Annotated in this window: 24 protein-coding genes; all 24 read right to left on the bottom strand. The window is 37.3% G+C overall.

Going from position 1 to position 26,451, the window contains the following annotated elements:
- Positions 1–115 precede the first annotated feature (115 nt).
- The gene (locus ACQKNZ_RS06850) at positions 116–1,075 is read right to left on the bottom strand and encodes an ABC transporter permease (RefSeq protein WP_144538109.1); all 960 of its coding nucleotides are present in this window, start codon (positions 1,073–1,075) and stop codon (positions 116–118) included.
- Positions 1,076–2,122 (bottom strand): ABC transporter permease, encoded by a 1,047-nt coding sequence (locus ACQKNZ_RS06845; protein WP_154311093.1) that lies wholly within the window; start codon positions 2,120–2,122, stop codon positions 1,076–1,078.
- A complete protein-coding gene (locus ACQKNZ_RS06840) occupies positions 2,112–3,659 on the bottom strand; it encodes an ABC transporter ATP-binding protein (RefSeq protein ID WP_340844321.1) in 1,548 nt (515 codons plus the stop codon). The genes ACQKNZ_RS06845 and ACQKNZ_RS06840 overlap by 11 nt, the downstream gene beginning before the upstream one ends.
- A 132-nt stretch (positions 3,660–3,791) precedes the next feature.
- Positions 3,792–4,868, bottom strand: a complete 1,077-nt coding sequence (locus ACQKNZ_RS06835; protein WP_144538106.1) for a BMP family lipoprotein — start codon at positions 4,866–4,868, stop codon at positions 3,792–3,794.
- Positions 4,869–4,910: 42 nt separating this feature from the next.
- On the bottom strand, positions 4,911–5,639 hold the full coding sequence (locus ACQKNZ_RS06830) for a GntR family transcriptional regulator (RefSeq protein ID WP_144538105.1): 729 nt from the start codon (positions 5,637–5,639) through the stop codon (positions 4,911–4,913).
- A 494-nt stretch (positions 5,640–6,133) separates the two neighbouring features.
- Entirely contained in the window at positions 6,134–8,443 is a 2,310-nt protein-coding gene (locus tag ACQKNZ_RS06825; protein ID WP_404814863.1) for a DNA translocase FtsK, read from the bottom strand.
- A gap of 119 nt (positions 8,444–8,562) precedes the next feature.
- Positions 8,563–10,230 carry a ribonuclease J gene (locus ACQKNZ_RS06820; protein WP_154311096.1) on the bottom strand — a complete coding sequence of 556 codons (1,668 nt, stop codon included), beginning with the start codon at positions 10,228–10,230 and terminating at the stop codon, positions 8,563–8,565.
- A gap of 117 nt (positions 10,231–10,347) precedes the next feature.
- A complete protein-coding gene (gene dapA, locus ACQKNZ_RS06815) occupies positions 10,348–11,229 on the bottom strand; it encodes a 4-hydroxy-tetrahydrodipicolinate synthase (protein WP_340844320.1) in 882 nt (293 codons plus the stop codon).
- A 267-nt stretch (positions 11,230–11,496) separates the two neighbouring features.
- Positions 11,497–12,534: an aspartate-semialdehyde dehydrogenase gene (locus tag ACQKNZ_RS06810; RefSeq protein WP_154311098.1), complete on the bottom strand. Its 1,038-nt coding sequence runs from the start codon at positions 12,532–12,534 to the stop codon at positions 11,497–11,499.
- Between the two features lie 80 nt (positions 12,535–12,614).
- Entirely contained in the window at positions 12,615–13,202 is a 588-nt protein-coding gene (locus tag ACQKNZ_RS06805) for a dipicolinate synthase subunit B (protein ID WP_151110509.1), read from the bottom strand.
- The gene (locus ACQKNZ_RS06800; RefSeq protein WP_340862894.1) at positions 13,202–13,999 is read right to left on the bottom strand and encodes an NAD(P)-dependent oxidoreductase; all 798 of its coding nucleotides are present in this window, start codon (positions 13,997–13,999) and stop codon (positions 13,202–13,204) included. The genes ACQKNZ_RS06805 and ACQKNZ_RS06800 overlap by 1 nt, the downstream gene beginning before the upstream one ends.
- The gene (locus tag ACQKNZ_RS06795; protein ID WP_144538099.1) at positions 13,996–14,268 is read right to left on the bottom strand and encodes a YlmC/YmxH family sporulation protein; all 273 of its coding nucleotides are present in this window, start codon (positions 14,266–14,268) and stop codon (positions 13,996–13,998) included. The genes ACQKNZ_RS06800 and ACQKNZ_RS06795 overlap by 4 nt, the downstream gene beginning before the upstream one ends.
- 432 nt (positions 14,269–14,700) lie before the next feature.
- Positions 14,701–15,969: a pitrilysin family protein gene (locus tag ACQKNZ_RS06790; protein WP_342578322.1), complete on the bottom strand. Its 1,269-nt coding sequence runs from the start codon at positions 15,967–15,969 to the stop codon at positions 14,701–14,703.
- A gap of 210 nt (positions 15,970–16,179) precedes the next feature.
- Positions 16,180–18,297, bottom strand: a complete 2,118-nt coding sequence (pnp, locus tag ACQKNZ_RS06785; RefSeq protein ID WP_154311101.1) for a polyribonucleotide nucleotidyltransferase — start codon at positions 18,295–18,297, stop codon at positions 16,180–16,182.
- A 343-nt stretch (positions 18,298–18,640) separates the two neighbouring features.
- Complete coding sequence (gene rpsO / locus ACQKNZ_RS06780) at positions 18,641–18,910, bottom strand: 30S ribosomal protein S15 (protein ID WP_053589935.1); 270 nt, start codon at positions 18,908–18,910, stop codon at positions 18,641–18,643.
- A gap of 228 nt (positions 18,911–19,138) precedes the next feature.
- Entirely contained in the window at positions 19,139–20,083 is a 945-nt protein-coding gene (gene ribF / locus ACQKNZ_RS06775) for a riboflavin biosynthesis protein RibF (protein ID WP_144538096.1), read from the bottom strand.
- 1 nt (position 20,084) lies between these two features.
- The gene (truB, locus tag ACQKNZ_RS06770) at positions 20,085–21,005 is read right to left on the bottom strand and encodes a tRNA pseudouridine(55) synthase TruB (RefSeq protein WP_144538254.1); all 921 of its coding nucleotides are present in this window, start codon (positions 21,003–21,005) and stop codon (positions 20,085–20,087) included.
- Positions 21,006–21,076: 71 nt separating this feature from the next.
- On the bottom strand, positions 21,077–21,421 hold the full coding sequence (gene rbfA / locus ACQKNZ_RS06765; RefSeq protein ID WP_144538095.1) for a 30S ribosome-binding factor RbfA: 345 nt from the start codon (positions 21,419–21,421) through the stop codon (positions 21,077–21,079).
- Between the two features lie 22 nt (positions 21,422–21,443).
- Positions 21,444–21,722, bottom strand: a complete 279-nt coding sequence (locus ACQKNZ_RS06760; RefSeq protein WP_144538094.1) for a DUF503 domain-containing protein — start codon at positions 21,720–21,722, stop codon at positions 21,444–21,446.
- Positions 21,722–24,097: a translation initiation factor IF-2 gene (gene infB, locus ACQKNZ_RS06755; RefSeq protein ID WP_144538093.1), complete on the bottom strand. Its 2,376-nt coding sequence runs from the start codon at positions 24,095–24,097 to the stop codon at positions 21,722–21,724. The genes ACQKNZ_RS06760 and infB overlap by 1 nt, the downstream gene beginning before the upstream one ends.
- A gap of 4 nt (positions 24,098–24,101) precedes the next feature.
- Entirely contained in the window at positions 24,102–24,422 is a 321-nt protein-coding gene (locus tag ACQKNZ_RS06750; RefSeq protein ID WP_144538092.1) for a YlxQ family RNA-binding protein, read from the bottom strand.
- On the bottom strand, positions 24,419–24,697 hold the full coding sequence (rnpM, locus tag ACQKNZ_RS06745) for an RNase P modulator RnpM (protein WP_144538091.1): 279 nt from the start codon (positions 24,695–24,697) through the stop codon (positions 24,419–24,421). The genes ACQKNZ_RS06750 and rnpM overlap by 4 nt, the downstream gene beginning before the upstream one ends.
- Before the next feature lie 20 nt (positions 24,698–24,717).
- The gene (nusA, locus tag ACQKNZ_RS06740) at positions 24,718–25,848 is read right to left on the bottom strand and encodes a transcription termination factor NusA (RefSeq protein WP_144538090.1); all 1,131 of its coding nucleotides are present in this window, start codon (positions 25,846–25,848) and stop codon (positions 24,718–24,720) included.
- 22 nt (positions 25,849–25,870) lie between these two features.
- Entirely contained in the window at positions 25,871–26,350 is a 480-nt protein-coding gene (gene rimP / locus ACQKNZ_RS06735) for a ribosome maturation factor RimP (protein ID WP_144538089.1), read from the bottom strand.
- Positions 26,351–26,451: the final 101 nt, after the last annotated feature.

Here is a 26,451-nt window from a genome sequence, read left to right as displayed (position 1 = left end):
CCTTTTACATAAATAAGATTATTTTATTAGTTGTCCCATTTAATGCCTAAAAACTTACTAGTTGAATCAATTTCAAAAGTCATTATTATATGAAAATAACTCAACTAATATATTTTTATCTATTCCCTTTAATGTATGGAATTCCACTTGCTTTAGGTGCATTAGCTTTTCCTATGAATCCAGCTACAGCAAGAATAGTTAATACATACGGTAAAATGTGTAAATAAAAGCTTGGAATTTGATCAATGTAAGGAATTTGACCTCCTACAATACTTAATGCTTGTGCAAACCCGAAGAATAATGCTGCTCCTAGTGCACCAAGCGGATGCCATTTACCAAAAATCATAGCTGCTAGTGCCATGAATCCTTGACCGTTAATTGTTGTATGACTGAATTCCCCAGAAATTGATTGAGAATAAACAGCTCCACCAATACCTGCTAACATACCAGATAGTACTACCGCAATATAACGCATTTTCTTAACATTAACTCCCATTGTATCTGCAGCCATCGGATGTTCACCTACAGCACGAAGACGGAGTCCAAATGGAGTTTTATAAATAACAAACCAAGCAAGAATTGCTACTGCAACAGCTAATATAGAAGTAGAGTAAACATCCTTAAATAACATTGGACCGATTATAGGTATTTCACTTAAACCAGGGATATCAAAACGGATAAAGCGTTCTTCAATATAATCTGTTTGTCCTTTGTCATAAATCATTTTTACAGAAAACAAGGCAATCGCAATACCTAGCATGTTAATTGCTACCCCTGAAATCGTTTGGTCAGCTCTAAATGAAATAGAAGCCACCGCATGAAGTAATGCAAATAGACCAGAAACAAGCATTGCTGCAATTACAGCAACCCACGGAGTCATAGAACCAAAAGTATCTACAAACGTTAAGTTAAAAATAATCCCGATAAAGGCACCCATAACCATCATACCTTCAAGTCCGATGTTAATCACACCTGATCTTTCAGAGAAAACTCCTCCAATAGCTGTGAAAACCAAAGGGGCTGCATAGAAAATTGCTGATGGAATAATGAAATATAATACGTCTAAAAAGCTCATTTAGTTCGCCTCCTTTTTCTTACTAATCTTTTCAAGGAAATAGCGAATGACATATCCACATGCAACGAAGAAAATAATAATCGCAATAACGATCGATACGATTTCTATTGGTACTCCCGCTGCGTTCGGCATATTGGTTGCTCCATATTTAAGCGAGCCAAATAATGTAGCACCAAAAATTACTCCTAGAGGTGTATTCGCCCCAAGTAAAGCTACGGCGATTCCATCAAATCCGATACCAGTAAAGGCACCCTTTGAGCTTGCGTAACCAAATGTACCCAATGCCTCCATAGCACCAGCTAGACCAGCAAAAGCACCTGAGATAACCATTGATAGAATAATATTCTTAGAAACATTCATCCCAGCATACTCTGAAGCATGTTTGTTGAAACCTACTGATTTCAGTTCATAACCAGTAGTTGTTTTTTCTAAAATAAACCACATAACTAAAACCATTGCTAGCGCAATGAAAATTCCGTAGTGTAAACGAGAGTAATCAGTAATGCTTTGGAAGAAAGCGGATGTAAGTGAAGCTGTTGGTTTAATCGCTTCGGTACTGTCTCCGCCATCCGCAACAATTTTAATAAGTGCATTAGTTGTATGGAGTGCAATATAGTTCATCATAATCGTTACAATTACTTCATGAACTTGTAGCTTTGCTTTTAATAACCCCGGAAGGAAAGCCCATAACCCACCTGCAACTGCTGCTGCAAGAACGGCTAAAGGAAGATGAATATACATCGGTAGGTCAAATGCAATTCCAACATAAGTAGCTGCAAACCACCCTACTAGTAATTGACCTTCTACACCGATATTAAACAAACCTGTTCGGAATGCAAATGCTACCGCAAGCCCTGATAATAGGTAAGGTGTAATTTGGCGTACTGTTTCACCAATTCTATAAGCGTCACCAAATATACCTTCCCATAACGCTGAATATCCTAGTATAGGATCATATCCACTTACTAGCATGACAATCGCGCCGACGATTAACCCTAGTATTACAGAAATAACAGGGACAAGTATATTTACTACTCTATTCGACATGCTCTACATCCCCCTGTTTGTTGTCTTTGTTTCTAGTTTGTCCAGCCATTAATAGACCAAGCTCTTGCTCAGTAGTTTCTTTAGGAGAAAGTGTATCGACAATTTGCCCATCATAAATAACGGCAATACGGTCAGATACATTCATTACCTCATCTAATTCAAACGAAAGAAGTAAAACTGCTTTTCCTTTATCTCTTTGCTCTATTAAACGCTGATGAATAAATTCAATGGCTCCTACGTCAAGACCACGAGTAGGAAGTGCTGCAATTAAAAGCTCAGGATCACGGACAACCTCACGACCAATAATAGCCTTCTGTTGATTACCTCCAGATAAGGATCGAGCTAATGTGTGCTCTCCTTGTGTACGAACATCATATTCTTTAATAATTTTTTGAGCTAAATTAGAAACTTTTTTATAATTAATGATTCCTCTTTTAGAAATAGGCTCTAAATAATAGGTTTGTAGTGCAATATTATGACCGATTGGAAAATCTAAAACTAAACCATGCTTATGTCTATCCTGTGGTATGTGTCCTACTCCCGCCTCAGTTACTTTACGAGGCTTTTTGTTTGTGACATCTTGTCCATTTACAAAGATAGATCCGCTTTTAGATTTACGAAGACCAGTAATGGCTTCAATCAACTCACTTTGACCGTTCCCATCAATTCCTGCAAGTCCTAGAATTTCACCCTTACGAACAGTTAAGTTTAATCCTTTTACCTTTTCAATCCCACGGTAATCAGTTACCACTAACTCATTAATAATTAACGCTTCTTCCTTAGGAGTAGCTTCTCCCTTAACTGTTTTAAATTCGACCTGACGACCGACCATTAGAGATGCCAATTCATTTGGATTTGTTTCTGCTGTTATTACAGTCCCAATCCCTTTACCTTTACGAATAACTGTCACTCTATCAGAAACATCCATAATTTCCTTTAGTTTGTGAGTTATTAGAATAATAGATTTACCTTCTTTAATAAGGCGCTTCATAATTTGTATAAGCTCATTAATCTCTTGTGGAGTTAGTGAAGCAGTTGGCTCGTCAAAAATAAGGATCTCCGCTCCACGATAAAGCGTTTTCAAAATTTCCACCCTTTGCTGCATTCCAACTGAAATATCTTCAATCTTTGCATATGGATCTACGTTTAATCCATAAGTTTCTGATAGCTGTTCAATTTTACGTGCAGCATCTTTAATATTAACTACTCCGCCACTTGTCGGCTCGTTACCTAAAATAATATTTTCAGTAACTGTAAAATTTTCTACTAACATGAAATGCTGATGAACCATGCCAATTCCAAGATCATTAGCAACATTTGGATCGGTAATTTTTACAGAATTACCTCTAACTTTTATCTCTCCGCCTTCAGGCTGATATAGACCAAATAAAACATTCATTAGAGTGGATTTTCCTGCTCCATTTTCACCTAAAAGAGCATGTATTTCTCCCTTCTTCAATTGAAGGGTTATATTATCATTTGCTACAAACGATCCAAACTCTTTCCGAATGCCTAGCATCTCTATTACATAATCCAATGAATTCACTCCCTACTTGAATACTAGTACTAAATTAATACAGGAAAGACTTTAAATATTTAAAATCTTTCTTCTACTAATTTAAAATATCATAAAGACCGAGCAAGTCGGTCTTTATGATGTTAAGTCAAATTATTCTACAGTTTCAGGAACTACGATTTCACCAGCAGCAATCTTTTTAGAATACTCATCAATTTTTGCTAAAACATCATCCGGAATAGCTCCGCGAGAATCAGCAAGTTGAACGCCTTCTTCAGCTAAACCGTAAGTAACTGTTTTTCCACCAGGGAATTTACCATCCATTGCTTCTTTTGCAATGTTTTGTACTGCAACATCTACACGTTTTTGCATAGAAGTAAGTGTTACGTTAGTATCTCCAACTGCACCCTCTTCGTATTGGTCAGAGTCAACTCCGATTACCCATACGTTAGCATTAGCATCTTTAGTTTTACGTTCTTTTGCTTCAGCAAATACACCATTACCAGTACCACCAGCTGCGTGGAAAATAATATCTACGCCTGAAGAGTACATACGATTAGCTGTTGTTTTACCAAGAGCTGCATCATCAAACTTACCAGTATATTGAACGTCTACTTTAATAGATGGATCAACTGCTTTAACACCTTCAAGGAATCCTGCTTCGAAGCGTTCAATAACAGGAATCTCCATTCCACCAACAAAACCAATTTGTTTTGATTCAGACATTAATGCTGCAGCAACTCCTGCAAGGAACGATCCTTCTTGTTCTTTAAACATTACAGAAGCTACGTTTGGAGCATCAACTATAGAGTCAATAATAGCTAATTGAGCATCTGGTTGTTGACTAGCAATAGTTCCAATTGGCTTTTCCATCAAGAAACCGATACCATAAACTACGTCAAAATCACGACGAACTAGGTTAGTAATGTTATTGATGTAATCTGCATCAGATTGAGATTGAAGATAATCATAACCGCCATCACCTTTTTTAAGGCCATGCTCTTTACCAAATGCTTCAATACCTTCCCAAGCTAGTTGGTTAAATGATTTGTCATCTACTCCACCAACGTCAGTAACCATTGCTAAAGAGAAATCTACTTTTTCTTCTGTTCCACTGCCAGTGTTTGAACCTTCGTCAGTCTTCTCTTCATCTTTAGAACCACAAGCTCCAAGAATAGTACCAGCAGCTAATACAAGTGATAAGCCTAAACCAAATTTACGTTTTGTCAACTTGAAAACCCCCATTATTTTTCTTCTTAGCAGGAACTATTTCTACACCCTTTTCCGAACTACATGAAAGCTAAATTTATCAGCTCGAAAATAATTTTTCGAATATAAAACTACACGATCATTCTCATCATAATGAAGTTGTTTTAAAACTAGCAATGAAGTCTCTGGTTCACAATTTAAAGTCGGCGTAGCTACTTCATGATATCCCACTGGATCAATGTAAGCGACTGCGTGCGAAATACGAATGTCCCCTGTTTCCTCCAAAGCAGTAAAAATGGATCCTTCTTTTCTAATTAGAAAATCCGTCGGCAAATAATCTTGTGGAACTTTATCGACACAATACACTACTGGCTCATCGTCTGCAGTTCGGACACGTTCCATCGTGACGATAGTTGCATCCTCCACACATTGGAAACGTTTGCTATCATCCTCCGAAGCAGCTGATTCCATAGAACTAAGGTAAATAGTACCAGGCTCCATGCCTGCGTTTCGAATCATCGTCGAAACACTGGAGAGCTGTTCAATCCCCGATGTAAAAACTGGCTTTGAGTTAACAAAGGTTCCTACGCCATGTCTTCTTACGATAATATTTTCTTCCTCCAGCACACGTAGAGCTTCACGTAAAGTCGCTCGACTAACCCCAAGGAGCTTGGCTAATTCAAATTCAGAAGGTAATTTCTCCTTTTCTTTGAATATCCCCTTTTCAATGTCTTGTTTAAGACGATCGATCACTTGTAGGTACAAATGCCTTTGATCCATTTTTATTGTCATTTAAAACACCACCATTATGAAGAGATCAGACCTCTGATGTAAAACTTTCCTACTAATCAGTACATACTATAACATTTTTAATCCTTTAAATAAATACTTTATTTTCGAATATTAGAAAAGAATTTATACTAATATTATATAAATGTAATCATTTTGTCATAATATATGGATTAATGTGTGATACTAATTGCCAAAAAGCTTATAAACACTGAATTCTTCGATATTTGTATTCTTTACTTTATTTTAGTCTAAAAAAGTTTTTTTGGATAGAGAATTATAATTCAATTGGATGTTAGTAATATCACAGGTATACTTTTATCGAAATATAGATTCAGTAATTTCATATTTTTTCTATAGTGCTTATATATAAAACATAAATAAAAAAGATAACCGAGAAAATGCCTCTCGATTATCTTTCTTTAGTTTTTTAATAAAATTTGCTTCGTATTATAAAAATCGAGCATTAAAATAAGTCTTCTATACGCATTAATTTCTCACAGAGTATCTTGGTCATACTCTTGTTTCGATATTAACACTTGTCTTGGCTTACTTCCTTCATAAGGTCCTACGATTCCACCCAGCTCAAGCTGATCAATTATTCGAGCTGCTCTAGAATAACCTACACGGAAACGTCTTTGTATTAAGGAAACAGATGCCGTTTGCATTTCCATAACCAACTGCGCAGCATCATCGTATAAATCATCACGATCCAGCTGCTCTTGTGATTCTTCCACTTCATCTGGAATCATTTCTTCTTGGTAATTGGCCTTTTGTTGTTCAATTACAAAGTCGACAATTCTTTCCACCTCGGCATCTGATAAGTAAGCTCCCTGTACTCGAACCGGCTTAGAGCTTCCTGCTGGCAGAAATAACATATCCCCTCTACCAAGCAGTTTTTCTGCGCCACCCATATCTAGAATAGTTCGAGAATCTACGGATGAAGATACTGCAAATGCAATTCTTGAAGGTATATTAGCTTTGATAATACCTGTAATAACGTCAACACTTGGTCTTTGTGTTGCTATTATTAAATGGATTCCTGCCGCACGAGCCATTTGTGCAATTCGTGTAATAGAATCTTCTACATCACTTGAAGCTACCATCATCAAGTCAGCCAGCTCATCTACAATTACTACAATAAACGGGAGCTTTGGATGCTTCTCTTCATTTTCCTCATTCCATTTTTCAATATGATCATTATAGCCTTGGATATTACGAGTTCCTGTATGAGAGAACAGGTCATATCTTCTTTCCATCTCAGAAACGATTTTCTTTAGTGCCTGTGATGCTTTTCGCGGATCGGTTACTACAGGTGCCAATAAATGTGGAATGCCATTATAGACATTTAGCTCAACCATTTTAGGATCAATCATCATCATTTTCACTTCATGCGGTTTTGCTCGCATCATGATACTTGTAATAATCCCATTAATACATACACTCTTCCCGCTTCCAGTAGAACCCGCCACAAGTAGATGGGGCATTTTGTTTAACTCGGCTAATACCGCCTGTCCTGTTACATCTCGGCCAAAACCTATCAATAGCTTTTGGCTCGGCTTATTGTTCTCTTTTGCTTCCAATACCTCTCGCAGGCTGACTATTGCCACCTCTTTGTTAGGTACTTCTATCCCTACAGCAGATTTTCCAGGAATTGGTGCTTCAATTCGAATATCTCTAGCTGCTAACGCCAGTGCTAAATCATCATGAAGGCTCACAATTCTACTAACTTTGACACCTACGTCAGGTAGAACTTCATATTTAGTAACCGCTGGACCTAGGTGGACCTGCATAACCTTAGCTTTTACACCAAAGCTTAAGAAAGTTTGCTCCAATTTTTTAGCATTTGCTTGTATAGCATTTAACTCTCCACTTTGGTCATTATGCTCTGGAGAATCCAACAGATTAATGCTAGGCAGCTGATAATCTTCATTTTCAAGTTCATCAGCATCCATGTTAATCTCTATAGGTTCAGTTGGTTCTGTTTGTTCAGCAGGATCTTCTCTTCTCGTAATTCTTTCAGTGAATGCAGAGATGATAGGAGCGGATGCTACTTCTGGCTCTTCCTGTTGCCCAGGATTCATGTCATGTATAGTAACAGCTTGCTCAGCCTCTTCCTCTACTGCATCCTTACGAGATCTACGAGAAACTCTTTTGGTCTCTGTTGCTGGTTTTTGCTTTTCTTTTTTCGCTCTTTTCTTAAAGCTTTCTGCCATCTTAGGTGATATCTCTACTAAGTAGGGAACTAATGCTTTTCCAGTTAATAAAACGATACCAATTAAAAGTAAGAGCCAGCTAATAACTTTAGCACCTGCAGAGTCAAACAACACATGAAATGATGCAAACAATATAGCACCAATCATACCTCCGCCAAGTGAGCTACTTCTGTTTGAAATTCCTCCACTTTCAACTAATACTCTATAACTTTCCCTTAATACAGAGTTTGACATTAATGCCTTTCCTTCAAACAATTGCTCAAAGAGTGCTAAATGGCTAAATATTAATAAACTGCTCAAAATAAATGCACCGCTTAACAGCAAACGATGATTCCATGGTGGAAACGTTTGTTTTATCATAATTATAAAAGCATAAATAACGAACATAAACGGTATTGCAATATGCCAGTTACCAAATAAGAAATAGCCTATATACGCGAAAACTTCGCCAACTAGGCCATATTCAAAGAAAGAAATTACAGCGATTCCCAATATGAGAAGTCCTATAATTTCAAACATTAATGGATGAAGTGATTTTTTCTTGTTTTTTTTGACTTTCTTTTTAGTTTTCTTCTTTGCCACGAATGTCACCTACTTTGTTTAAAAATAATCTTTTCCAATAGCATGCACTTAACAGGTAAAATATAACAGCTTCAGAAGATAAAAAAGATTTCCTTCCACAATGGGAAAGGAAATCCTGATTTTAGATATCAATATTCCATTATAATTGGAATAATCATCGGACGTCTCTTCGTTTGTTGGAATAAATATGAATTTAGCGTATCACGGATTTCTTGTTTAATGTTTGTCCATTCAAACGTTTCTTTATTCACATATTTTTCAACAATTGTTCTTACTAATTTAGCGGATTCATCCATTAACTCTTCTGATTCTCTTACGTATACAAAACCTCTTGATAGAATCTCAGGTCCTGAAGCTATTTTCTTTTGAGCACGGTTAAGTGTAATTACTACGATAAAGATTCCGTCCTGAGATAATAGTTTACGGTCTCTTAAGACAATGTTACCTACATCTCCAACGCCAATCCCATCTATTAGAACGTTGCCAGCTTGTACTCTTCCACTCATTCTAATTTTTCCATTTTTGTATTCTACAATATCGCCTTTATCAGCTATAAATATTTCTGACTTTGCCATCCCCAAGTCCTGAGCCAATTTAGAATGAGCTATCAGCATACGATACTCCCCTTGAATTGGAATAAAGTATTTAGGCTTTGTGAGGTTTAACATCATTTTTAAATCCTCTTGACTACCATGTCCTGATACGTGGACATTTTTACTAGAGGTCAAAACTTTTGCTCCAGCTTTTGCGATAAGATTCATCGTATTAAATACTCCAACTTCCATTCCTGGAGATGGTGTAAATGTTATAAGTACAGTATCCGTATCTTTAATCTTAATATCCTTATGATGCTTGCGAACCATTTTCTCTAAAGCCTCTAAAGGTTCTCCTTGATTACCAGAAACGATAATTACAATATCTTCATCGTTATATTTAGAGATTTCTTTTATCGGAATCATAGTTTCTTCTTTGACAGTAAAATAACCTAAGTCTAAACCTATAGCAAAGATATTCTCTAAGCTTTTTCCTGCAATAGCAACTTTTTTGCCAGTCTCAGCAGCTTTGTCAAATACCTGTTGAATTCTTATAAAATTGGATGCATAAAGAGATACAAGAATACGACCTTTAGCAGCGTGGAATGTTTCTGATAATTGGTTTTCAATAACTGCTTCTGATGTTGTATATCCGGGTCTTTCTGCTTCTGTTGAATCAGACATGAGGATAAACACGCCTTCTTCTCCTAGTCCTGCCATTTTTGCTATATCTGGGCGGTATTTCCCTCTAGCAGATTGATCAAACTTAAATTCTCCTGTATGCACAATAGCACCTTCAGAAGTATGGAATACGATACCTAAAGAATCCGGGATACTATGTGTTGTGTGAAAAAATGTTACGTGTGTGTTTTGGAAGTTCATTCGACTTTTATTTGTTACTTCAAAATACTTTACTTGTTGCTTTGCTGGCATTGCCTTTACATGAGTTTTTGCCAAAGCAATAGTTAGCTTGGAGCCATATACAGGCGCTTGAATCTTTTGCAGTAAATAAGCAATAGAGCCAATTGCGTCTTCATGTCCATGCGTTAAAAAGATTCCTTTAACCCGATCTTTGTTTTCCTCTAAATACGTAATATCAGGAATGACGATATCAATACCCAACATTTCGTTTTCCGGGAACATAAGACCGCTATCTACTACAAAGATTTCATCGTCTATTTCTACTACGTACATCGCTTTACCGATTTCGCCAACTCCACCGAGCGGTATAATACGAATAAGTTCATTTTTAACTTTTACCAATTCTTTTCCTCCTAATTGTTAACCCGACCAACATCCACTATTTTTTATTATATCGGACGTCACCGTTTCACACAAATAAAAAAAGCTGAAGGTTGAATTCTTCAGCTTTTCACGTAATTACTTGGCTTCTAAATATTTCTCCCAAACATTATCAAATTCCAGCTTTTCTTCCTTTGTCATTTCTACTAATGGAAGTCTTAAAGATCCAGTTTCAACTCCAATTTTAGTAAGTGCATATTTCACTACTACTGGATTCGGATGTTGGAACAACGCTTTAATCACAGGTAGCGTTTGTTGATGTATTTTAGCAGCCTTCAAATGCTCGCCTTGACGGAACAGTTGTATCATTTCTTGCATTTCTTTCCCTATTACATGGGAAGCAACCGATATAATTCCAGATCCCCCTATTGCGAGCAATGGTAAAGTCAATCCGTCATCACCACTATATACAAGGAAATCATCATCCGTATCCGCTAAAATTTTTGTCATTTGATCTAAGCTGCCACTAGCTTCTTTTACAATTTGGATCGATGGAATTTTACTTAGAGCCACAATCGAATCAGGCTCCAGATTAACAACGGAACGCCCTGGAATATTATATACTACAATGGGAATTGAAGTCGCAGATGCAATTGCTTCAAAATGTGCAATCATTCCACGCTGATTCGGCTTGTTGTAGTAAGGAGTAACAATCATTAAAGCATCAACTCCAAGAGCTTCTGCCTTTTGAGAAAGTTCTATAGATGCAGCTGTATTATTGCTACCTGTTCCAGCGATAACTGGTACTCGATTGTTTACTTTTTCTACTACAAATTGTATAAGCTTTAGTTTTTCATCTGTCGATAGTGTTGGAGATTCACCTGTTGTACCACTTACTACTAGGGAATCTGTTCCGTTTGAAAGCAAGTGTTCTAAAAGTTCTTCGGTTGCGCGAAAGTCAATAGTACCGTCTGCGTGAAACGGAGTCACCATTGCTGTAGAAATATTTCCGATATTCATTGAATTACACCTCTTATCAAATTCGCCTTTTAATAAAAGCACAAGCACTTATGTCTGCCCTGACTAGCAAATGGTAAAGCTAGGAGGCAGTTCTTAAGCCACCGCAACCCTCTTACTTGAGACGAGCTTTGCGCTGGAGCTTGACAATTAAAAAAGCACAGACTTTCTTCTTCGTTAGAAAAGGAGAAAGTTAATCTTTCTCCTTATATTACTATTCTTATATGTCGGTAGGTTTATCTAACCTATCCAACGTATATATAATATTAATTATAAGATTTTTTCATCGATGAGAGCTTCAGCAATTTGAATTGAATTAAGAGCCGCACCTTTTAAGAGATTGTCAGCAACGATCCACATATGGAAGCCATACTCACTAGAAGGATCCTTCCTAATACGTCCGATGAAAACAGCATCTTCATCCTCGGAAAAGTAAGGCATAGGATACAGTTGCTCACTAGGATCATCCTGCAGAGTAACACCTTCTGCACTTGCCAAGAGCTGCTTAATATCTGCTACTGTTACATTTTCCTTTTCTACCTCAATGTACACCGATTCAGAATGACCAGTTACTACTGGCACTCTCACACAAGTAGCAGCAATAGAGAGATCTGGAAGAGACATAATTTTTTTCGTTTCATTCATCATTTTATGTTCTTCGAATGTAAATCCATCCTCATTGAACACATCGATTTGTGGGATAACATTTCCTGCAATCGGAAAGTGCTTCTCTTCACTTTTAACAGGTAAAATTTCAGAAGTGGGTTGCTTTTCTGCTATTCTCTCACTCTGAGATGTCAATTCATGAATAGCTGCCGCTCCTGCTCCTGATACTGCCTGATAAGTTGAGACAATAACTTTTGATAATCCATATTGCTTTCGGATTGGCTCTAAAGCTACGACCATCTGAATAGTAGAGCAATTAGGGTTAGCAATGATTCCTTGCTGTTCGTGCAAGGCTTGCTTATTTACCTCTGGTACTACTAATGGAACATCTGGATCCATTCGAAATGCACTTGTATTATCCACGACTATGGCGCCTCTCTTACTAGCCTCCTTAGCTAATGCTTTCGAAATCGAACCTCCTGCAGAAAAAAATGCTATGTCAACACCTTCAAAAGCCTCTGGTGTGGCTTCTTCGATTGTATAGTTTTTTCCGTTTACTTCAATTTGTTTACCTGCTGATTTCTTAGAAGCTAACAATTTTAATTCCGCAAATGGAAAGCTTCTCTCAACTAATTTTTCAATAATTTTTTGGCCGACAGCACCTGTAGCCCCTACAATTGCTGTTGTAAATTTTTGTGACATGTAAAGCTCTCCTTTCAAAAATCAAAACATATTGGCGATATTGTATCATACATACTATAAAAATACACTATTATTAATATTTATAATTCATAATTTATGAGTAAAGGCTGTATTTGTTTGGAGGCAATTGCATGTTCAACCGTGGGCACAATCTGTTTAAAATCAGCTATTAAGGAATTAGGTTTTTTGTGAGGACTGTCTTGACCAAAGGGGATAAAGTAAATATTTTTAGTTGAGAGTAGCTTCATAATATTCATGCCATTAAGACCAAGAGCATCATTAGTTGATATCCCTAGAACGACAGGTTTACCGTTACGCAGCGTAGCCTTAGCAGCCATTAATACTGGAGAGTCCGTTTGCGCATTAGCTAGCTTACTTATTGAATTACCCGTCATTGGTGCTATCACCATACAGTCTAGTGGATTAGTAGGTCCAAAAGGCTCTGCCTCCACTATTTTTGAAACTACTTTATTGCCACTTGCAGCTTCTATTTTTTCTACCCACTCTTCTCCAGTACCGAATCGAGTGGCTGCTGTTAAAACAGAATACGTGATGATGGGCACTACAGTGGCACCAACATCCGTAAATTGCTTGATCATTGGAATTACTTCCTCATAAGTACAGTGAGAAGCGGTAATTCCAAGACCAATTCGAAGACCTTCTAACACTATTTTTCCTCCTCTAAGAAAGCCAGATGCTTTAAAACAGCTCTGGCAAGTAATTGCCCTGCATCTTGTGGAAAATACATTCCTGGTAAGCTTGTAGAGAGACTATAATTAAGAGGGGTGTTTTCTACATCTATCAGACACCCTGGATTTGATGCAAGGTCAAAAACTCTTTTAAAATAAACAGCATTTTCATTTTTTAGCCATTTGGACGGAATGGTATTTATCATGTAAAGTGAAGGTCTCATCTGTTCTTCAAGTAAGTTATCTAATGTAGATATTTGATAACCATAGCTTTTCGCTTCATAGAGCTGATGTTCGGATCGAACCGAGATAATAACCTTCGCTCCAAGATGGTGCAGTGCTAAAGCTAGCCTTTTACCTACCCGGCCATAACCTGTAATTATGAATTCTTTGTTATAGATTACTTGTTTCTCTTGCGAGTAGAAGTAATTAATGAATCCCTCAGCAGTCAAATTTGCATTGTCCCATATCCATTCTTCATCTTCTAGATAATAAAAGGTCTGTATATTATCCTTTTTTACTGCCTTCTCTATGCTTTCAGTAGATTTCCCTATAAAAACAGTTTGACAGCTTATAGGTAATTCAAAAGGGCCTTCAGTATGAATCGGTTGGATTGGCAAAAAAACTATATCTGGTTCATATGAAAAGACGGTTTCCCTTAGTTCTTTATCCCATGTCATCGTTGGATAGAGCTGGGTGTCTAAATAATCTGATACAGATTGCTGCAAGTAGTTCAAGCGTGGGTCAGTTCCAATTATCGCAATTTTTTTATTCATGGGTATACACTGGTTTCGATAGATGAGTCTGTTTCGTTAAAAAGGATACGATCTTTCCCAATGAGAATAATTTCTTCCCACGATATAAACTCTTTTTTTCTAGGTGTTTTATTGGATTGAAAGAAAGACGAAGATTTTTGAAATAATTCAAAACCTTGTATCTTACCGGTTTGTGGATTAAAAAGTAATTCAGTATCTGCAAGCCTCCCATATCTGGTACCATCTTTCACTTGAATAAGCTCTTTTTCTGCAAGTTCTGAAAGTAACAATCTGTCCCCTCCTTGTTCATCTCTACTTATGTATATGCCATTTTCAAAACAAAGTGAATTAAAATCCCATTAAAATAAAAGGCTGTTGCATAGAACACTTCCCATAGGATTCATTTAAATTGTGTAGTTCTATATATACATCCTATAAACATAGGTAAAAAGCATGGATTATAATTTGCTAATTTTCACTTTAGGTGTGTGAAAAAGTGGTATAGGTAAATATTACAAAGAATATAAAGGTTACGGGAGCATCTCAAACTATTCTAAGCAAGCTTTGTAACTTTCAGAAGATATTTGATGACGTAATCGAAAAAATGTATGTATTTGAGCTAGCTTTCTTTTAGTCTTTTGAGTCAACAAAGCTCCTATATCATTCCCTTTAATCACTTGAAAAAAGTATATGCTTTTTTAAGAACGAAAAAAAGACGCCGATTAGCACTCGACGTCTTTAGGCATGATTACCGATACCGCTGGTTCATGAGAGAATATTTCTTTTGTTAGTTCCATTACCGATTCAAGAGTAACTTCATCGATTGTGTCACTTACTTCATCTAGGGAACGATGCTTGCCATATAACAATTCGTTTTTACCGTTACGGTTCATTCTAGAATTAGAGCTTTCCAACCCTAATAGCAGGTTTCCTTTAAGTTGCTCTTTTGCATTCGAAATTTCTGTTTCGGTAAAACCTTGCTCCATGACAGTTTGAATTGTTTCATTGATTGAACTCTTTAATTCTTCTAATTGATTGCAAGATGTTCCACCATATATAGCTACTACTCCTGTGTCCTCGTAAGATGAATGATAGGAATAAATGGAATAGGCAAGCCCTTTTTCTTCTCGAATTTCTTGGAATAGTCTTGAGGACATACTACCTCCAAGTATGTTATTCAACACAACCAGACTGTATATGTTATCAGCCTTCACACTAAGTCCTGGATATGCTAGACATAAGTGAGCTTGTTCTGTGTCCTTATGACTTTCTGTATATACAGGTTTTATAGTAGGAGTACTGAACTGTGTCACTTCTGTTAACGGTTGTTTAAAGTCGCCAAATAACGCTTCAATATGACTCAATAAATCCTCTGAAATATTACCAGCTACAGAAATCACTACATTTTTTGGTGTGTAGTGTTTTTCCATATAAGAAATAATGGATTCTCTAGTAAATGTATTTAATGTTTCTTCCGTTCCTAGTATAGGTGCACCTAATGGATCATTAGGAAGCATAGCCTGCCATAAATATTCATGGACAATATCATCCGGCGTATCCTCTACCATTTTGATTTCCTCAAGTACTACTTGGCGTTCTTTATCTATTTCCATTGGGTCAAATGTGGAGTTAAAGAACATATCTGCAAGAATCTCTACAGCATATTTTGCATGATGATCGAGTACTTTCGCGTAATAACAAGTATTTTCTTTGGAAGTAAAGGCATTAATATTTCCACCAATACGATCAAATTCTTCAGCAATCTGTCTTGCGGAACGAGTAGCAGTTCCTTTAAATAGCATATGCTCGATGAAATGAGTCAACCCGTTTTCCTCTGGCAGCTCATAGCGAGATCCTGCCTGCACCCAAATCCCTACTGCAACTGAGCGCACATGTGGGATATGTTCATACACAATACGTAATCCGTTTTTACAAGTTGTTTTCTTAATCAATATAACACCTCTATCTAATCTATTCTTCGATTTATGCATATACTTTTTTGTTTCTTGTCAATGTCTAGCTCCAGCACCTTGCCCCTCGAGGTCAAATGGAAAAAGCTCCGGTGGCTGGGGAACTGCCTCCTCACTTTCCCCATTTGCTTGTCGGGGCAAACATAGGTGCCTGCGCTTTTCTTACTATTTAAAAAAAGTTGCCGTAGATTGGATCTACGGTCAACCTTGTACGTAATTATATATTATTAATTAATCTTCTTTTTGTTCAGCACGTTCTTTTTCTTCTTTTAATACTACTTTACGAGATAAGTTAACACGGCCTTGATTGTCAATTTCGATCACTTTCACTAATAACTCGTCCCCAATTTTAAGAACGTCTTCCACGTTTTTCGTACGTTCTTCTTGGATTTCTGATATATGAAGCAAACCATCTTTTCCATTAAAGATTTCTACGAAAGCACCGAATTTTTCAATACGTTTTACTTTTCCTAGGTAATATTCGCCAACCTTAGCTACGCGAACAATGTCTTCAATGATTTGTTTTGCACGAGCAATCATATCTTCATCTGGTGAAGCGATATAAATTGTACCATCTTGCTCAGTATCAATTTTTACGCCAGTTTCATCAATGATTTTGTTGATTTGCTTACCACCAGGTCCGATAACATCACGAATTTTATCAGGATTGATTTTGATAACAGTAATTTTTGGTGCGTATTTAGATAATTTTCCACGTGGCTCACTAATAGTAGCAAGCATACTTTCAAGAATCTGCATACGTCCAATTTTAGCTTGCTCAAGAGCTTCCTCTAAAATCGTTTTAGACAATCCATCGATTTTAATGTCCATTTGAAGTGCTGTTATACCTTTAGAAGTACCAGCTACTTTAAAGTCCATATCTCCAAGATGGTCTTCCATTCCTTGAATGTCTGTTAAGATTGTATAATGTTCACCTTTTTTTACAAGTCCCATAGCAATACCAGCAACTGGAGCTTTAAGTGGAACGCCTGCATCCATCATAGCAAGTGTAGAAGCACAAATACTTGCTTGCGAAGTAGAACCATTAGATTCCAGTACTTCAGCAACTAAACGTAGAGTATACGGGAAATCATTCTCATCTGGAATAACTGCTTCTAATGCACGTTCACCTAAAGCACCGTGACCGATTTCACGACGACCAGGAGCACGAATTGGGCCCGTTTCCCCTACACTAAATTGAGGGAAGTTATAATGATGCATAAAACGTTTAGATTCCTCTAAGCCGATACCATCAATAATTTGAACATCACCTAGTGGCCCTAATGTACAAATACTCAAAGCTTGAGTTTGTCCACGCGTAAATAGACCAGAACCATGTGTACGAGGTAAAACACCAACTTCAGAAGACAATGGACGAATTTCAGCTACGCCACGACCATCTGGACGTACTTTTTCTTCTGTGATCAAACGACGAACTTCTTCTTTGACCATAGCATCTAAAATTTCACGCACTTGCTTCAAAGTTTCATCGGTTGCTTCTTTTTCAGTATATTGTTCTAATACTTCAGTTTTCACTTCAGATATAGCATCTTCACGGGCATGTTTCTCTTGTACTTGAATAGCTTGAACTAGCTTAGCTTCGCAAAGCCCTTTTACTTCCGTAAAAAGCTCCTTATCTAATTCAAATAAAGGAATTTCTTTTTTCTCTTTCCCGATTTCTGCAACCACTTTTTCTTGGAATTCAATTAGCTTAACGATTTCACTGTGTCCGAACATAATAGCTTCTAGAACGACTTCCTCAGAAACTTCTTTAGCTCCTGCCTCTACCATGTTAATCGCATCTTTTGTCCCAGCTACAGTTAGATCTAACATGCTTTTTTCCATTTGCTCAACTGTTGGGTTAATGATAAACTCGTCCCCAATTAAGCCAACTTGTACACCTGCGATCGGTCCATCAAATGGAATATCCGATACACTTAGTGCTAAGGAAGAGCCAAGCATCGCTGCCATTTCAGAGGAACAGTTTTGGTCTACTGACATAACAATAGAAATTACTTGAACTTCATTACGGAAACCATCTGGGAACAATGGACGAATTGGACGGTCGATTAAGCGACTTGTTAAAATAGCTCGTTCTGAAGGGCGTCCTTCACGTTTAATAAATCCACCAGGAATTTTACCAACCGCATATAACTTCTCTTCATAATTCACTGTTAATGGAAAGAAATCAAGATTTTTTGGTTGTTTAGAAGCAGTAGCTACAGATAATACACTAGTATCTCCGTATCTTACTAATACTGCTCCATTAGCTTGTTTTGCAAGTTGTCCAATTTCTACTTGCAATGGACGGCCTGCCCATTCGTGTGTAAATACTTTCTTTTCACTCATTGCTCTGGACTCCTCTCGACTTCAAAAAACTCCTTAAATAAGGCGATGATTATTTTCTACTATGATTTTCGCAAAATCTTTCATATCCAAAGGTATATGTAAGCTCTTTTGCTCACTATCTGCTATTTCTGTACAAATTGAAATATAACACGGCCTTTAAAAAAGGACGTTCTAATGGTTATATGTATCATAAGTAGTGTATCAAAAATATCGAAACTATGCGAAATATTTTACTAAAAAAAACAAAAATTACTCGCTAATACTAATATATAACAATTTCCCTTAGAAATAAATTTTATACCAATAGAAAAAGCGGGATAAATCCCGCTTTCCTAGGTGTATCTTATCGACGTAAACCAAGTTTTGCGATTAGTTCACGGTAGCGTTGTACTTCGTTTTCACGTAAGTATTTTAATAAGTTACGACGACGTCCAACCATTTTGAATAGACCACGACGTGAGTGATGATCTTTCTTATGTGTACGTAAATGTTCGTTTAAAGAGTTAATCTCTTCAGTAAGGATTGCGATTTGGATATCTGCAGATCCTGTATCGCTTTCATGAGTTCTGAACTCAGCGATTAGTTCGTTTTTGCGTTCTTGTGTAATTGCCATTATAGGTTTCCTCCTAAAAATCTTAATATCCCCTGTTCCTGAGCAGCCGTTGGAGAATCGAGAAAGCCAAGGAAAGGTTAAGTACATTTTTGTACTTATAAAGAATAGCATAATCTCTTATACGAAGCAACTTTTATGAAAGGTATTCCATTTGTTACTTTAAAATAATAGCGAGAGGGTTAATAACCATAAAAATTTATCTTCTGGATATTAGAAATTATAAAAAGCTTACATTTTAAAGTATTCCATAGCGTAATTTTTGTCTTTCCCGATTTGTTTTTTAAGTTCGTCAATCCCATTGAACTTTTGTTCGGCACGTATACGCTTGTACCAATGCACGGATACTTCTTCTCCATAAATAGATTGGTCGAAATTTATAATATGTACTTCAATCGATAATTTCTTTTCTTCCGGGTTATTAAATGTTGGCTTATACCCAACGTTACATACTCCCTCATACCAGATTTCCTGGACCTGTATCTTCACTGCATATACACCAATAGCCGGAGTAAATTGTCCTTCCTTTGGTTGGATATTAGCAGTAGGAAAATCTATTGTTCTACCTCGTTTATCACCATGGACAACTACACCAGATAGCATAAAAGGACGACCTAAAAGCTCTTTTGCCACTTCCACTTTGCCCTCTTTTAGTGCCTCACGTATTCTAGTAGAACTTATTTTATCGCCAGCAAGCTCTTGCTTGCCAACTATAGAAACGGAATATTCTCCGTTAGAAAGCTCCTCCATATCCTGCATCGTACCTTTACCAAAAGATCCAAACGTAAAATCGAACCCTGCAGTCACATGTTTAACATTTGCATGCTTAATAAATGAGTCAATAAATTGAGCAGGCGAGAGCTTCGCAAAGTCTGAAGTAAACCTTACGACAAATAAAGCATCTACATTCATTTGTTCCAGTATCTCGATTTTCTGTTCCAAAGGTGTAATATAGAATACTTGCTCTTTTCTCCCACCTAGAACAAGAGAAGGATGAGGATCAAACGTCATAACAGCTGTCTTGATACTCTTTTCTTTACCTTTATTTAAAGCCTCTTGGATAACTGCACGGTGTCCGGTGTGGACACCATCAAAAAATCCTATTGCTAGGGAATAAGCTTCATTGTTAGTAACATTATATAAATGATTGGGATAAGATAAGTGATATACGTTCATATTATTCTCCTTTATCTGATGAAAACATTTTCTCTGGTTTCATCATACCACTTTTTGTTGGATGTTTAATATATACCGCAATTGGCTCCCCATTGTCTGTGAAGACCATTTTGTCATTTGTATTCAGCAGTGGATGTATTTCCAATACAGAGCCATTTGTAATCCATTTTTTCAATGAATTATCTAGTTCCTCGAATGGCCATTTGGATAATGCGTGTTTAAACGGTAAAATACTTTGTTCCAGAGCATCATTTTCCAAAGATTGTTGTACTTCTGAAAGAGTTAGACACTGCAATTTTGTAAAATTTCCAGAAGCAGTGCGCACTAGCGATGACATATGGGCCGGATATCCAAGTAGCTCGCCTATTTGAACGGCAAGTGTACGGATGTAGGTGCCTTTACTACAGTTAATCTCAATAGAGAATAACACTTGTTGGCCAGAAAATACGGAATCATCATCAAGTAATTTTAAATCATTAATAGTTACTTGTCTGCTGGGACGATCTACTTCTTTCCCTTCCCTTGCATACTCGTATAATTTTTTCCCATTTACTTTAACTGCAGAATACATCGGAGGTGTTTGTGTAATGACTCCCGTAAGTTGCTGCAGTACATTTAATATTTGCTCACGAGAAAATTTCTTTTCCGAGTTATCCTCTAAAACTATATCTCCATCAGCATCCTCTGTTGTAGTTGAAATTCCAATAGCAACAGTAGCCACGTAAGTTTTTCCCTCATTCATTACATATTCAGACACCTTAGTTGCCTGACCAAGACAAATTGGTAACACACCTTCAACACTTGGATCTAGTGTTCCAGTATGACCTATTCGTTTCATCTTCAAGATTTTCCGTAATTTAAAGACACAATCATGTGAGGTCATCCCTTTTTCCTTCCATAGAGGAAGTATGCCTTCGTACATATTATTCACCCCATATTCAAAATACAAGAAAGAAGTCTGCTCATTGGATAAGCAGACTTCTTTTTTGTGTTTTATTCCTCAGAAGATTTGTTAATCTGTCTTAGTAAATCGTCAATATGATTGCCATAAGCAGCAGATTCATCATATTCAAACAATAACTCAGGAGTAACTCGTAAACGGATACGCTGCCCAATTTCTGAACGGATAAAGCCTTTTGCTTTTTCTAAAGCCTTTAATGTATCGTTACGGTTACCATTTAACACTGTAATATAAATCGTCGCTTGTTGTAAGTCGCCTGTAACTGCTACATCGGTTACTGTGACAAAACCGATACGAGGATCTTTTAATTTTCGTCCTATGATTTCGCCTAACTCTTTTTTCATTTGCTCGGCAACTCGGTTAGCACGCATTGACATAATTGCTACACCTCATCTTCTATCATAAATATTCTTTGTTGATATCAATACATTCCCATTCTGGGTTAGATTCCAAAAAACGAATGGCAAGTGTTAACTCGCGTTCCACTGCACGCTTGTCAGAGGCAATGGCAACTATTCCGATTTTAGTACGCTGCCAAACGTCTTGGTGATCTAACTCAGATATTGAAACATTGAATTTTTGTTTTGTTCTAGTGAGCATACGCTGTAATACTGCTCTTTTTTCTTTCAATGAATGTGCAGTAGGGATGAGAAATTCACACTCTGCATACACAATCATTATCGTTTAATTTCTTCCATAATGTAAGCTTCGATTATATCGCTTTCTTTGACATCATTGAAGTTTTTAATCGTAATACCACATTCATAACCTTTTGCAACTTCTTTAGCATCATCTTTGAAGCGTTTAAGCGTATCTAGCTCACCTTCGAAAATAACAATTCCATCACGGATTACGCGAACGCCACTATCACGAGTGATTTTGCCATCGATTACATACGAACCAGCAATAGTTCCCACTTTAGATACTTTGAATGTTTCACGAACCTCAGCTTGACCAATGATTTTCTCTTGGAATTCTGGATCAAGTAGTCCAGTCATAGCTGCTTCGATTTCCTCAATTACTTTATAAATAATACGGTGAAGTCGAATATCTACGCCCTCTTGTTCAGCGGCACGTTTCGCATTTGTATCAGGACGTACGTTAAATCCAATTACAATTGCATTGGAAGCAGCTGCAAGGCTAATATCTGACTCAGTGATTGCTCCAGCTCCAGTATGGATAATTCGAACATTTACACCTTCAACTTCAATTTTCATCAATGAAGCAGCCATTGCTTCTACAGTACCTTGAACGTCTGCTTTCACAATTAGGTTTAGTTCTTTCATTTCCCCTTGTTTCATTTGATCAAACAAGTTGTCTAAAGTAACACGTGCTTTTTCAGAACGTTGGCTCACTTGTGCTTGAGATGCACGTGTTTCACCAACTTGACGAGCAGTTTTCTCGTCTTCAAATACAACGAAACGATCTCCTGCTTGTGGAACTTCGTTTAATCCAGTAATTTCAACCGGAGTTGAAGGACCAGCTTCTTTCACACGTCGGCCAAGGTCATTAACCATTGCACGGACACGGCCGAATGCATGACCTACTACGATTGGATCTCCAACTTTTAAAGTTCCATCTTGAACTAATAACGTAGCAACAGAACCTCTACCTTTGTCTAACTGTGCTTCAATTACTGTTCCTAAAGCAAGACGTTTAGGGTTAGCTTTTAGCTCAGCAACCTCTGAAACAAGTAGAACCATTTCAAGCAGGTTATCAATACCATCGCCTTTTAATGCAGAGATTGGTACGAAAATTGTTTCTCCACCCCAAGCTTCTGGCACTAAACCATGCTCTGTAAGTTCTTGCATTACACGATCAGGATTTGCTCCTGGTTTATCCATTTTGTTAACTGCTACGATGATTGGAACTTCTGCAGCTTTCGCATGGTTAATAGCTTCAACCGTTTGAGGCATTACTCCATCATCTGCTGCAACTACTAAAATGGTCAAATCAGTTACTTTTGCTCCGCGCGCTCGCATCGTTGTAAACGCAGCATGCCCTGGAGTATCTAAGAAAGTAATCTTTTTACCGTTATCCACTACTTGGTATGCACCAATATGCTGAGTGATACCACCCGCTTCTCCAGCTGTCACCTTAGTGTGTCTGATAGAGTCTAACAGAGTAGTTTTACCATGGTCAACGTGTCCCATGATTGTTACTACTGGTGGACGCTCTACTGTGTGTGTAGAATCTTCTTCCACAGGAGCTTCGAAATGAACTTCTAAATCAGTAATATCGATTTTGATTTCTTCTTCCACTTCTACACCGTAGTCTGCACAAATAAGTTCAATTGCATCCTTATCTAGCTCTTGGTTAATTGTTGCCATTACACCAAGTAAGAACAATTTTTTAATAATTTCTGCAGGTTCACGACCTAATTTTTTCGCAAGTTCTGTTACAGTAAGAGATTCCGTAAAAGTAATTCTTTCTGGAAGTTCTCTTTCTTTTCTTGGCACTGGTGGTTGAACAGGAGTTGTCGGTCCTTTTCTACGCTTGTTTGGACGTTGGCCTGGACGATTTTGTCCCCCTGGTCTATTTTGACCACCCGGACGATTTTGTCCTCCAGGTCGGTTATTATTATTAAAGACTTTTTTCTCTTTTGGTTGATTATTTGAACCTTGAGAATTAGATCCTTGATTATTCGACGTATTTGCAGGTCTTTGTTGTGATTGACCATTGGTTGAAGGACGTGATTGTCCCCCTGAAGATGGCCTAGATTGATTTTGGTTATTTGGTCTTTGTTGCCCTTGTGAAGACGGTCTAGATTGGTTCTGGTTGTTTGGTCTCTGTTGTCCTTGTGAAGACGGTCTAGATTGGTTCTGGTTACTTGGTCTTTGTTGCCCTTGATTAGAAGGTTTAGTCTGTTGTGAAGCTGAATTATTTCCAGCGCCACCTTTTTTATAAACGCCGTCTAATTTACTTACAGCATCCCCTTCAAGCGTAGACATATGATTCGTAACTGTAATATTCATTTTTCCTAGTTGCTCAATAACTTCTTTACTTGATTTATTAATTTGTTTCGCGTATTCATGAACTCTGATTTTAGTCATTAGCTCACCCCCGGTTATATTCGTTGAGAAGGCCGGACAGTTTTTTAGCGAAACCGTCATCCATAATGGCTATTGCCACCCTGGCCTCTTTTCCCGTCGCATGTCCGAGATCGTGCCGGTCTCCAAAGACATGCAGCTCAACGTTAAAAGATGCACATTTATCATTCAATTTTTTTGCCGTATTTTGTGAAGCATCATTAGCTAATATAACTAACTTTGCTTTTTTACTTCTAATTTCTTTTACGACTAACTCTTCACCAGATATAGTTTTTCTAGCTCTAGTTGCAAGTCCTAATAATTGAGTAATTTGTTGTTCTAAATTCATTTCAATTTTTCTCTTTCGATCATGACTATTAACTCGTCATAGATTTCATTTGGTATGCTTGCTTCTAAATGATTTCCTAAAGAATTCTTCTTCTTTGCTTGGTTAACTGCTTCTACAGTTTTAGAGACATACGCGCCGCGACCAGATTTCTTTCCAGTCGGATCCACGCTAACCTCGCCTTCTTTCGAACGAACTACTCGAATCATTTCTTTTTTAGGAAACATGTCTCCAGTAGCAACACATTTTCGTAATGGGATTTTTTTTTGAGTGGCCATACTAAATCAGCCTCCTATTCTTACTCTTCGTCTTTGTAAAAATCAAAATCATCCATATCGTTTTCTAATTCTTCTACAATTAGTTGCGGAGAATTCTCGTTAGGATAAATTCCTAGTTCTCTAGCATCCGTCTCACTTTTAATGTCAATTTTCCAACCTGTTAGCTTAGCTGCAAGTCTTGCATTTTGACCTCTTTTACCAATAGCGAGAGATAGCTGATAATCCGGGACTACTACTGTAGTGGATTTTTCCTCTTCATTTACTTGAACGTCTAAAACTTTCGAAGGACTAAGTGCATTTGCCACGAAAACTACCGGATCTTCTGACCATTCCACAATGTCAATTTTTTCTCCGCTTAGTTCGTTGACAATCGTTTGAACACGAGCACCTTTCGCACCTACACATGAACCAACTGGATCAATTTCATCGTTATGAGCGAATACAGATATTTTCGAACGATCTCCAGCTTCACGAGCGATAGATTTAATCTCTACAATACCTTCGAAAATTTCAGGCACTTCCATCTCAAATAAGCGACGAAGTAATCCTGGATGTGTTCTAGAAACAAACACTTGTGGTCCACGAGTTGTACGTTCAACCTTTGTAATATAAACTTTGATACGGTCATGAGGACGATAAGTTTCAGTCGGAATTTGTTCGTTTACTGGTAAAACAGCTTCCACTTTCCCTAATCCTACATAAATATTGCGAGCATCAAGTCGTTCAACAATACCGTTTACTATATCATCTTCACGATCAACATACTCTTCATATATTAACCCACGCTCTGCCTCACGTACTCGCTGAGTCACCACTTGTTTTGCTGTTTGTGCTGCAATACGTCCAAAGTTACGTGGAGTAACTTCTTCCTCTACTACATCTCCAAGAGCATAATGTGGGTTAATAGCTTGTGCATCCTCAAGAGAAATCTCCAGTCTGCTATCACTAACTTCCTCTACTACATCTTTTCTAGAATAAACTAACATAGAACCGTTAGCTAAATTGATATCCACTCGAACATTTTGAGCTTGATTGAAGTTTCTTTTGTATGCCGTAACTAATGCAGCCTCAATCGCCTCCATTAAGACATCTCTTGAAATTCCTTTTTGCTTCTCTAGCGCAGTTAACGCATCTAATAACTCACTACTCACAGCTGTCACTCCTCAATATACATTATGCAGAGAAATCGATTGCTAAACGAGCAAGCGCAATTTTCTCTTTTTCAATTTGAATTTTAACTCTTCTTGTTTTGATGCGAACTTCTATTAAAGCGCCTTCTTCAGCAGAATAAGAAAGTAATGTTCCTTCAAACTCTTTAGCCCCGTTAATTTGCTCATAAGTTTTAATGAAAACATATTTCCCTATAGCTGAGATAAAATCAGCTTCTTTCTTTAAAGGACGCTCTGCCCCAGGCGAGGAAACTTCTAAAAAATAATTTTCCTTAATAGGATCTTCTTCATCCAATTTTTCACTTAGCTTATTACTTACTTGGGCACATTGCTCAATATCAATGCCACCAGAAGGTGTATCAATATATACACGTAAAAACCAATCGCGACCTTCTTTAACATATTCAACATCAACGAGCTCTAAGGTCATCTCTTGCAAAATAGGTAAAACAAGCTCTTCAATTTTACTAGTTATATTACTCATAAAGGCCTCCCTACACAACCATGATTTTCTATATAACAACAGAAAAGAGCGGGAAATCCCACTCTTTCGTCACAGAACTATGAAACATTGGTAGTTTTATC

The sequence above is a fragment of the Psychrobacillus sp. NPDC093200 genome (genome assembly GCF_050280345.1).
In the GTDB taxonomy this organism is placed as follows: Bacteria; Bacillota; Bacilli; order Bacillales_A; family Planococcaceae; genus Psychrobacillus; species Psychrobacillus faecigallinarum.
This window is presented reverse-complemented; position numbering and strand designations above follow the sequence as displayed.

Bases quoted from the DNA above. Each gene is read 5' to 3' on its own strand.
- infB (WP_144538093.1), bottom strand. From the start codon at position 24,097: ATGACTAAAATCAGAGTTCATGAATACGCGAAACAAATTAATAAATCA.
- ACQKNZ_RS06845 (WP_154311093.1), bottom strand. From the start codon at position 2,122: ATGTCGAATAGAGTAGTAAATATACTTGTCCCTGTTATTTCTGTAATA.
- dapA (WP_340844320.1), bottom strand. From the start codon at position 11,229: ATGAATATCGGAAATATTTCTACAGCAATGGTGACTCCGTTTCACGCA.
- ACQKNZ_RS06760 (WP_144538094.1), bottom strand. From the start codon at position 21,722: ATGATTGTGTATGCAGAGTGTGAATTTCTCATCCCTACTGCACATTCA.
- rpsO (WP_053589935.1), bottom strand. From the start codon at position 18,910: ATGGCAATTACACAAGAACGCAAAAACGAACTAATCGCTGAGTTCAGA.
- ACQKNZ_RS06850 (WP_144538109.1), bottom strand. From the start codon at position 1,075: ATGAGCTTTTTAGACGTATTATATTTCATTATTCCATCAGCAATTTTC.
- pnp (WP_154311101.1), bottom strand. From the start codon at position 18,297: ATGAGTGAAAAGAAAGTATTTACACACGAATGGGCAGGCCGTCCATTG.
- rimP (WP_144538089.1), bottom strand. From the start codon at position 26,350: ATGAGTAATATAACTAGTAAAATTGAAGAGCTTGTTTTACCTATTTTG.
- rnpM (WP_144538091.1), bottom strand. From the start codon at position 24,697: ATGGCCACTCAAAAAAAAATCCCATTACGAAAATGTGTTGCTACTGGA.
- ribF (WP_144538096.1), bottom strand. From the start codon at position 20,083: ATGAACGTATATCACTTATCTTATCCCAATCATTTATATAATGTTACT.
- ACQKNZ_RS06790 (WP_342578322.1), bottom strand. From the start codon at position 15,969: ATGCATAAATCGAAGAATAGATTAGATAGAGGTGTTATATTGATTAAG.
- ACQKNZ_RS06800 (WP_340862894.1), bottom strand. From the start codon at position 13,999: ATGAATAAAAAAATTGCGATAATTGGAACTGACCCACGCTTGAACTAC.
- ACQKNZ_RS06830 (WP_144538105.1), bottom strand. From the start codon at position 5,639: ATGACAATAAAAATGGATCAAAGGCATTTGTACCTACAAGTGATCGAT.
- ACQKNZ_RS06750 (WP_144538092.1), bottom strand. From the start codon at position 24,422: ATGAATTTAGAACAACAAATTACTCAATTATTAGGACTTGCAACTAGA.
- truB (WP_144538254.1), bottom strand. From the start codon at position 21,005: ATGTACGAAGGCATACTTCCTCTATGGAAGGAAAAAGGGATGACCTCA.
- rbfA (WP_144538095.1), bottom strand. From the start codon at position 21,421: ATGTCAATGCGTGCTAACCGAGTTGCCGAGCAAATGAAAAAAGAGTTA.
- ACQKNZ_RS06810 (WP_154311098.1), bottom strand. From the start codon at position 12,534: ATGTCACAAAAATTTACAACAGCAATTGTAGGGGCTACAGGTGCTGTC.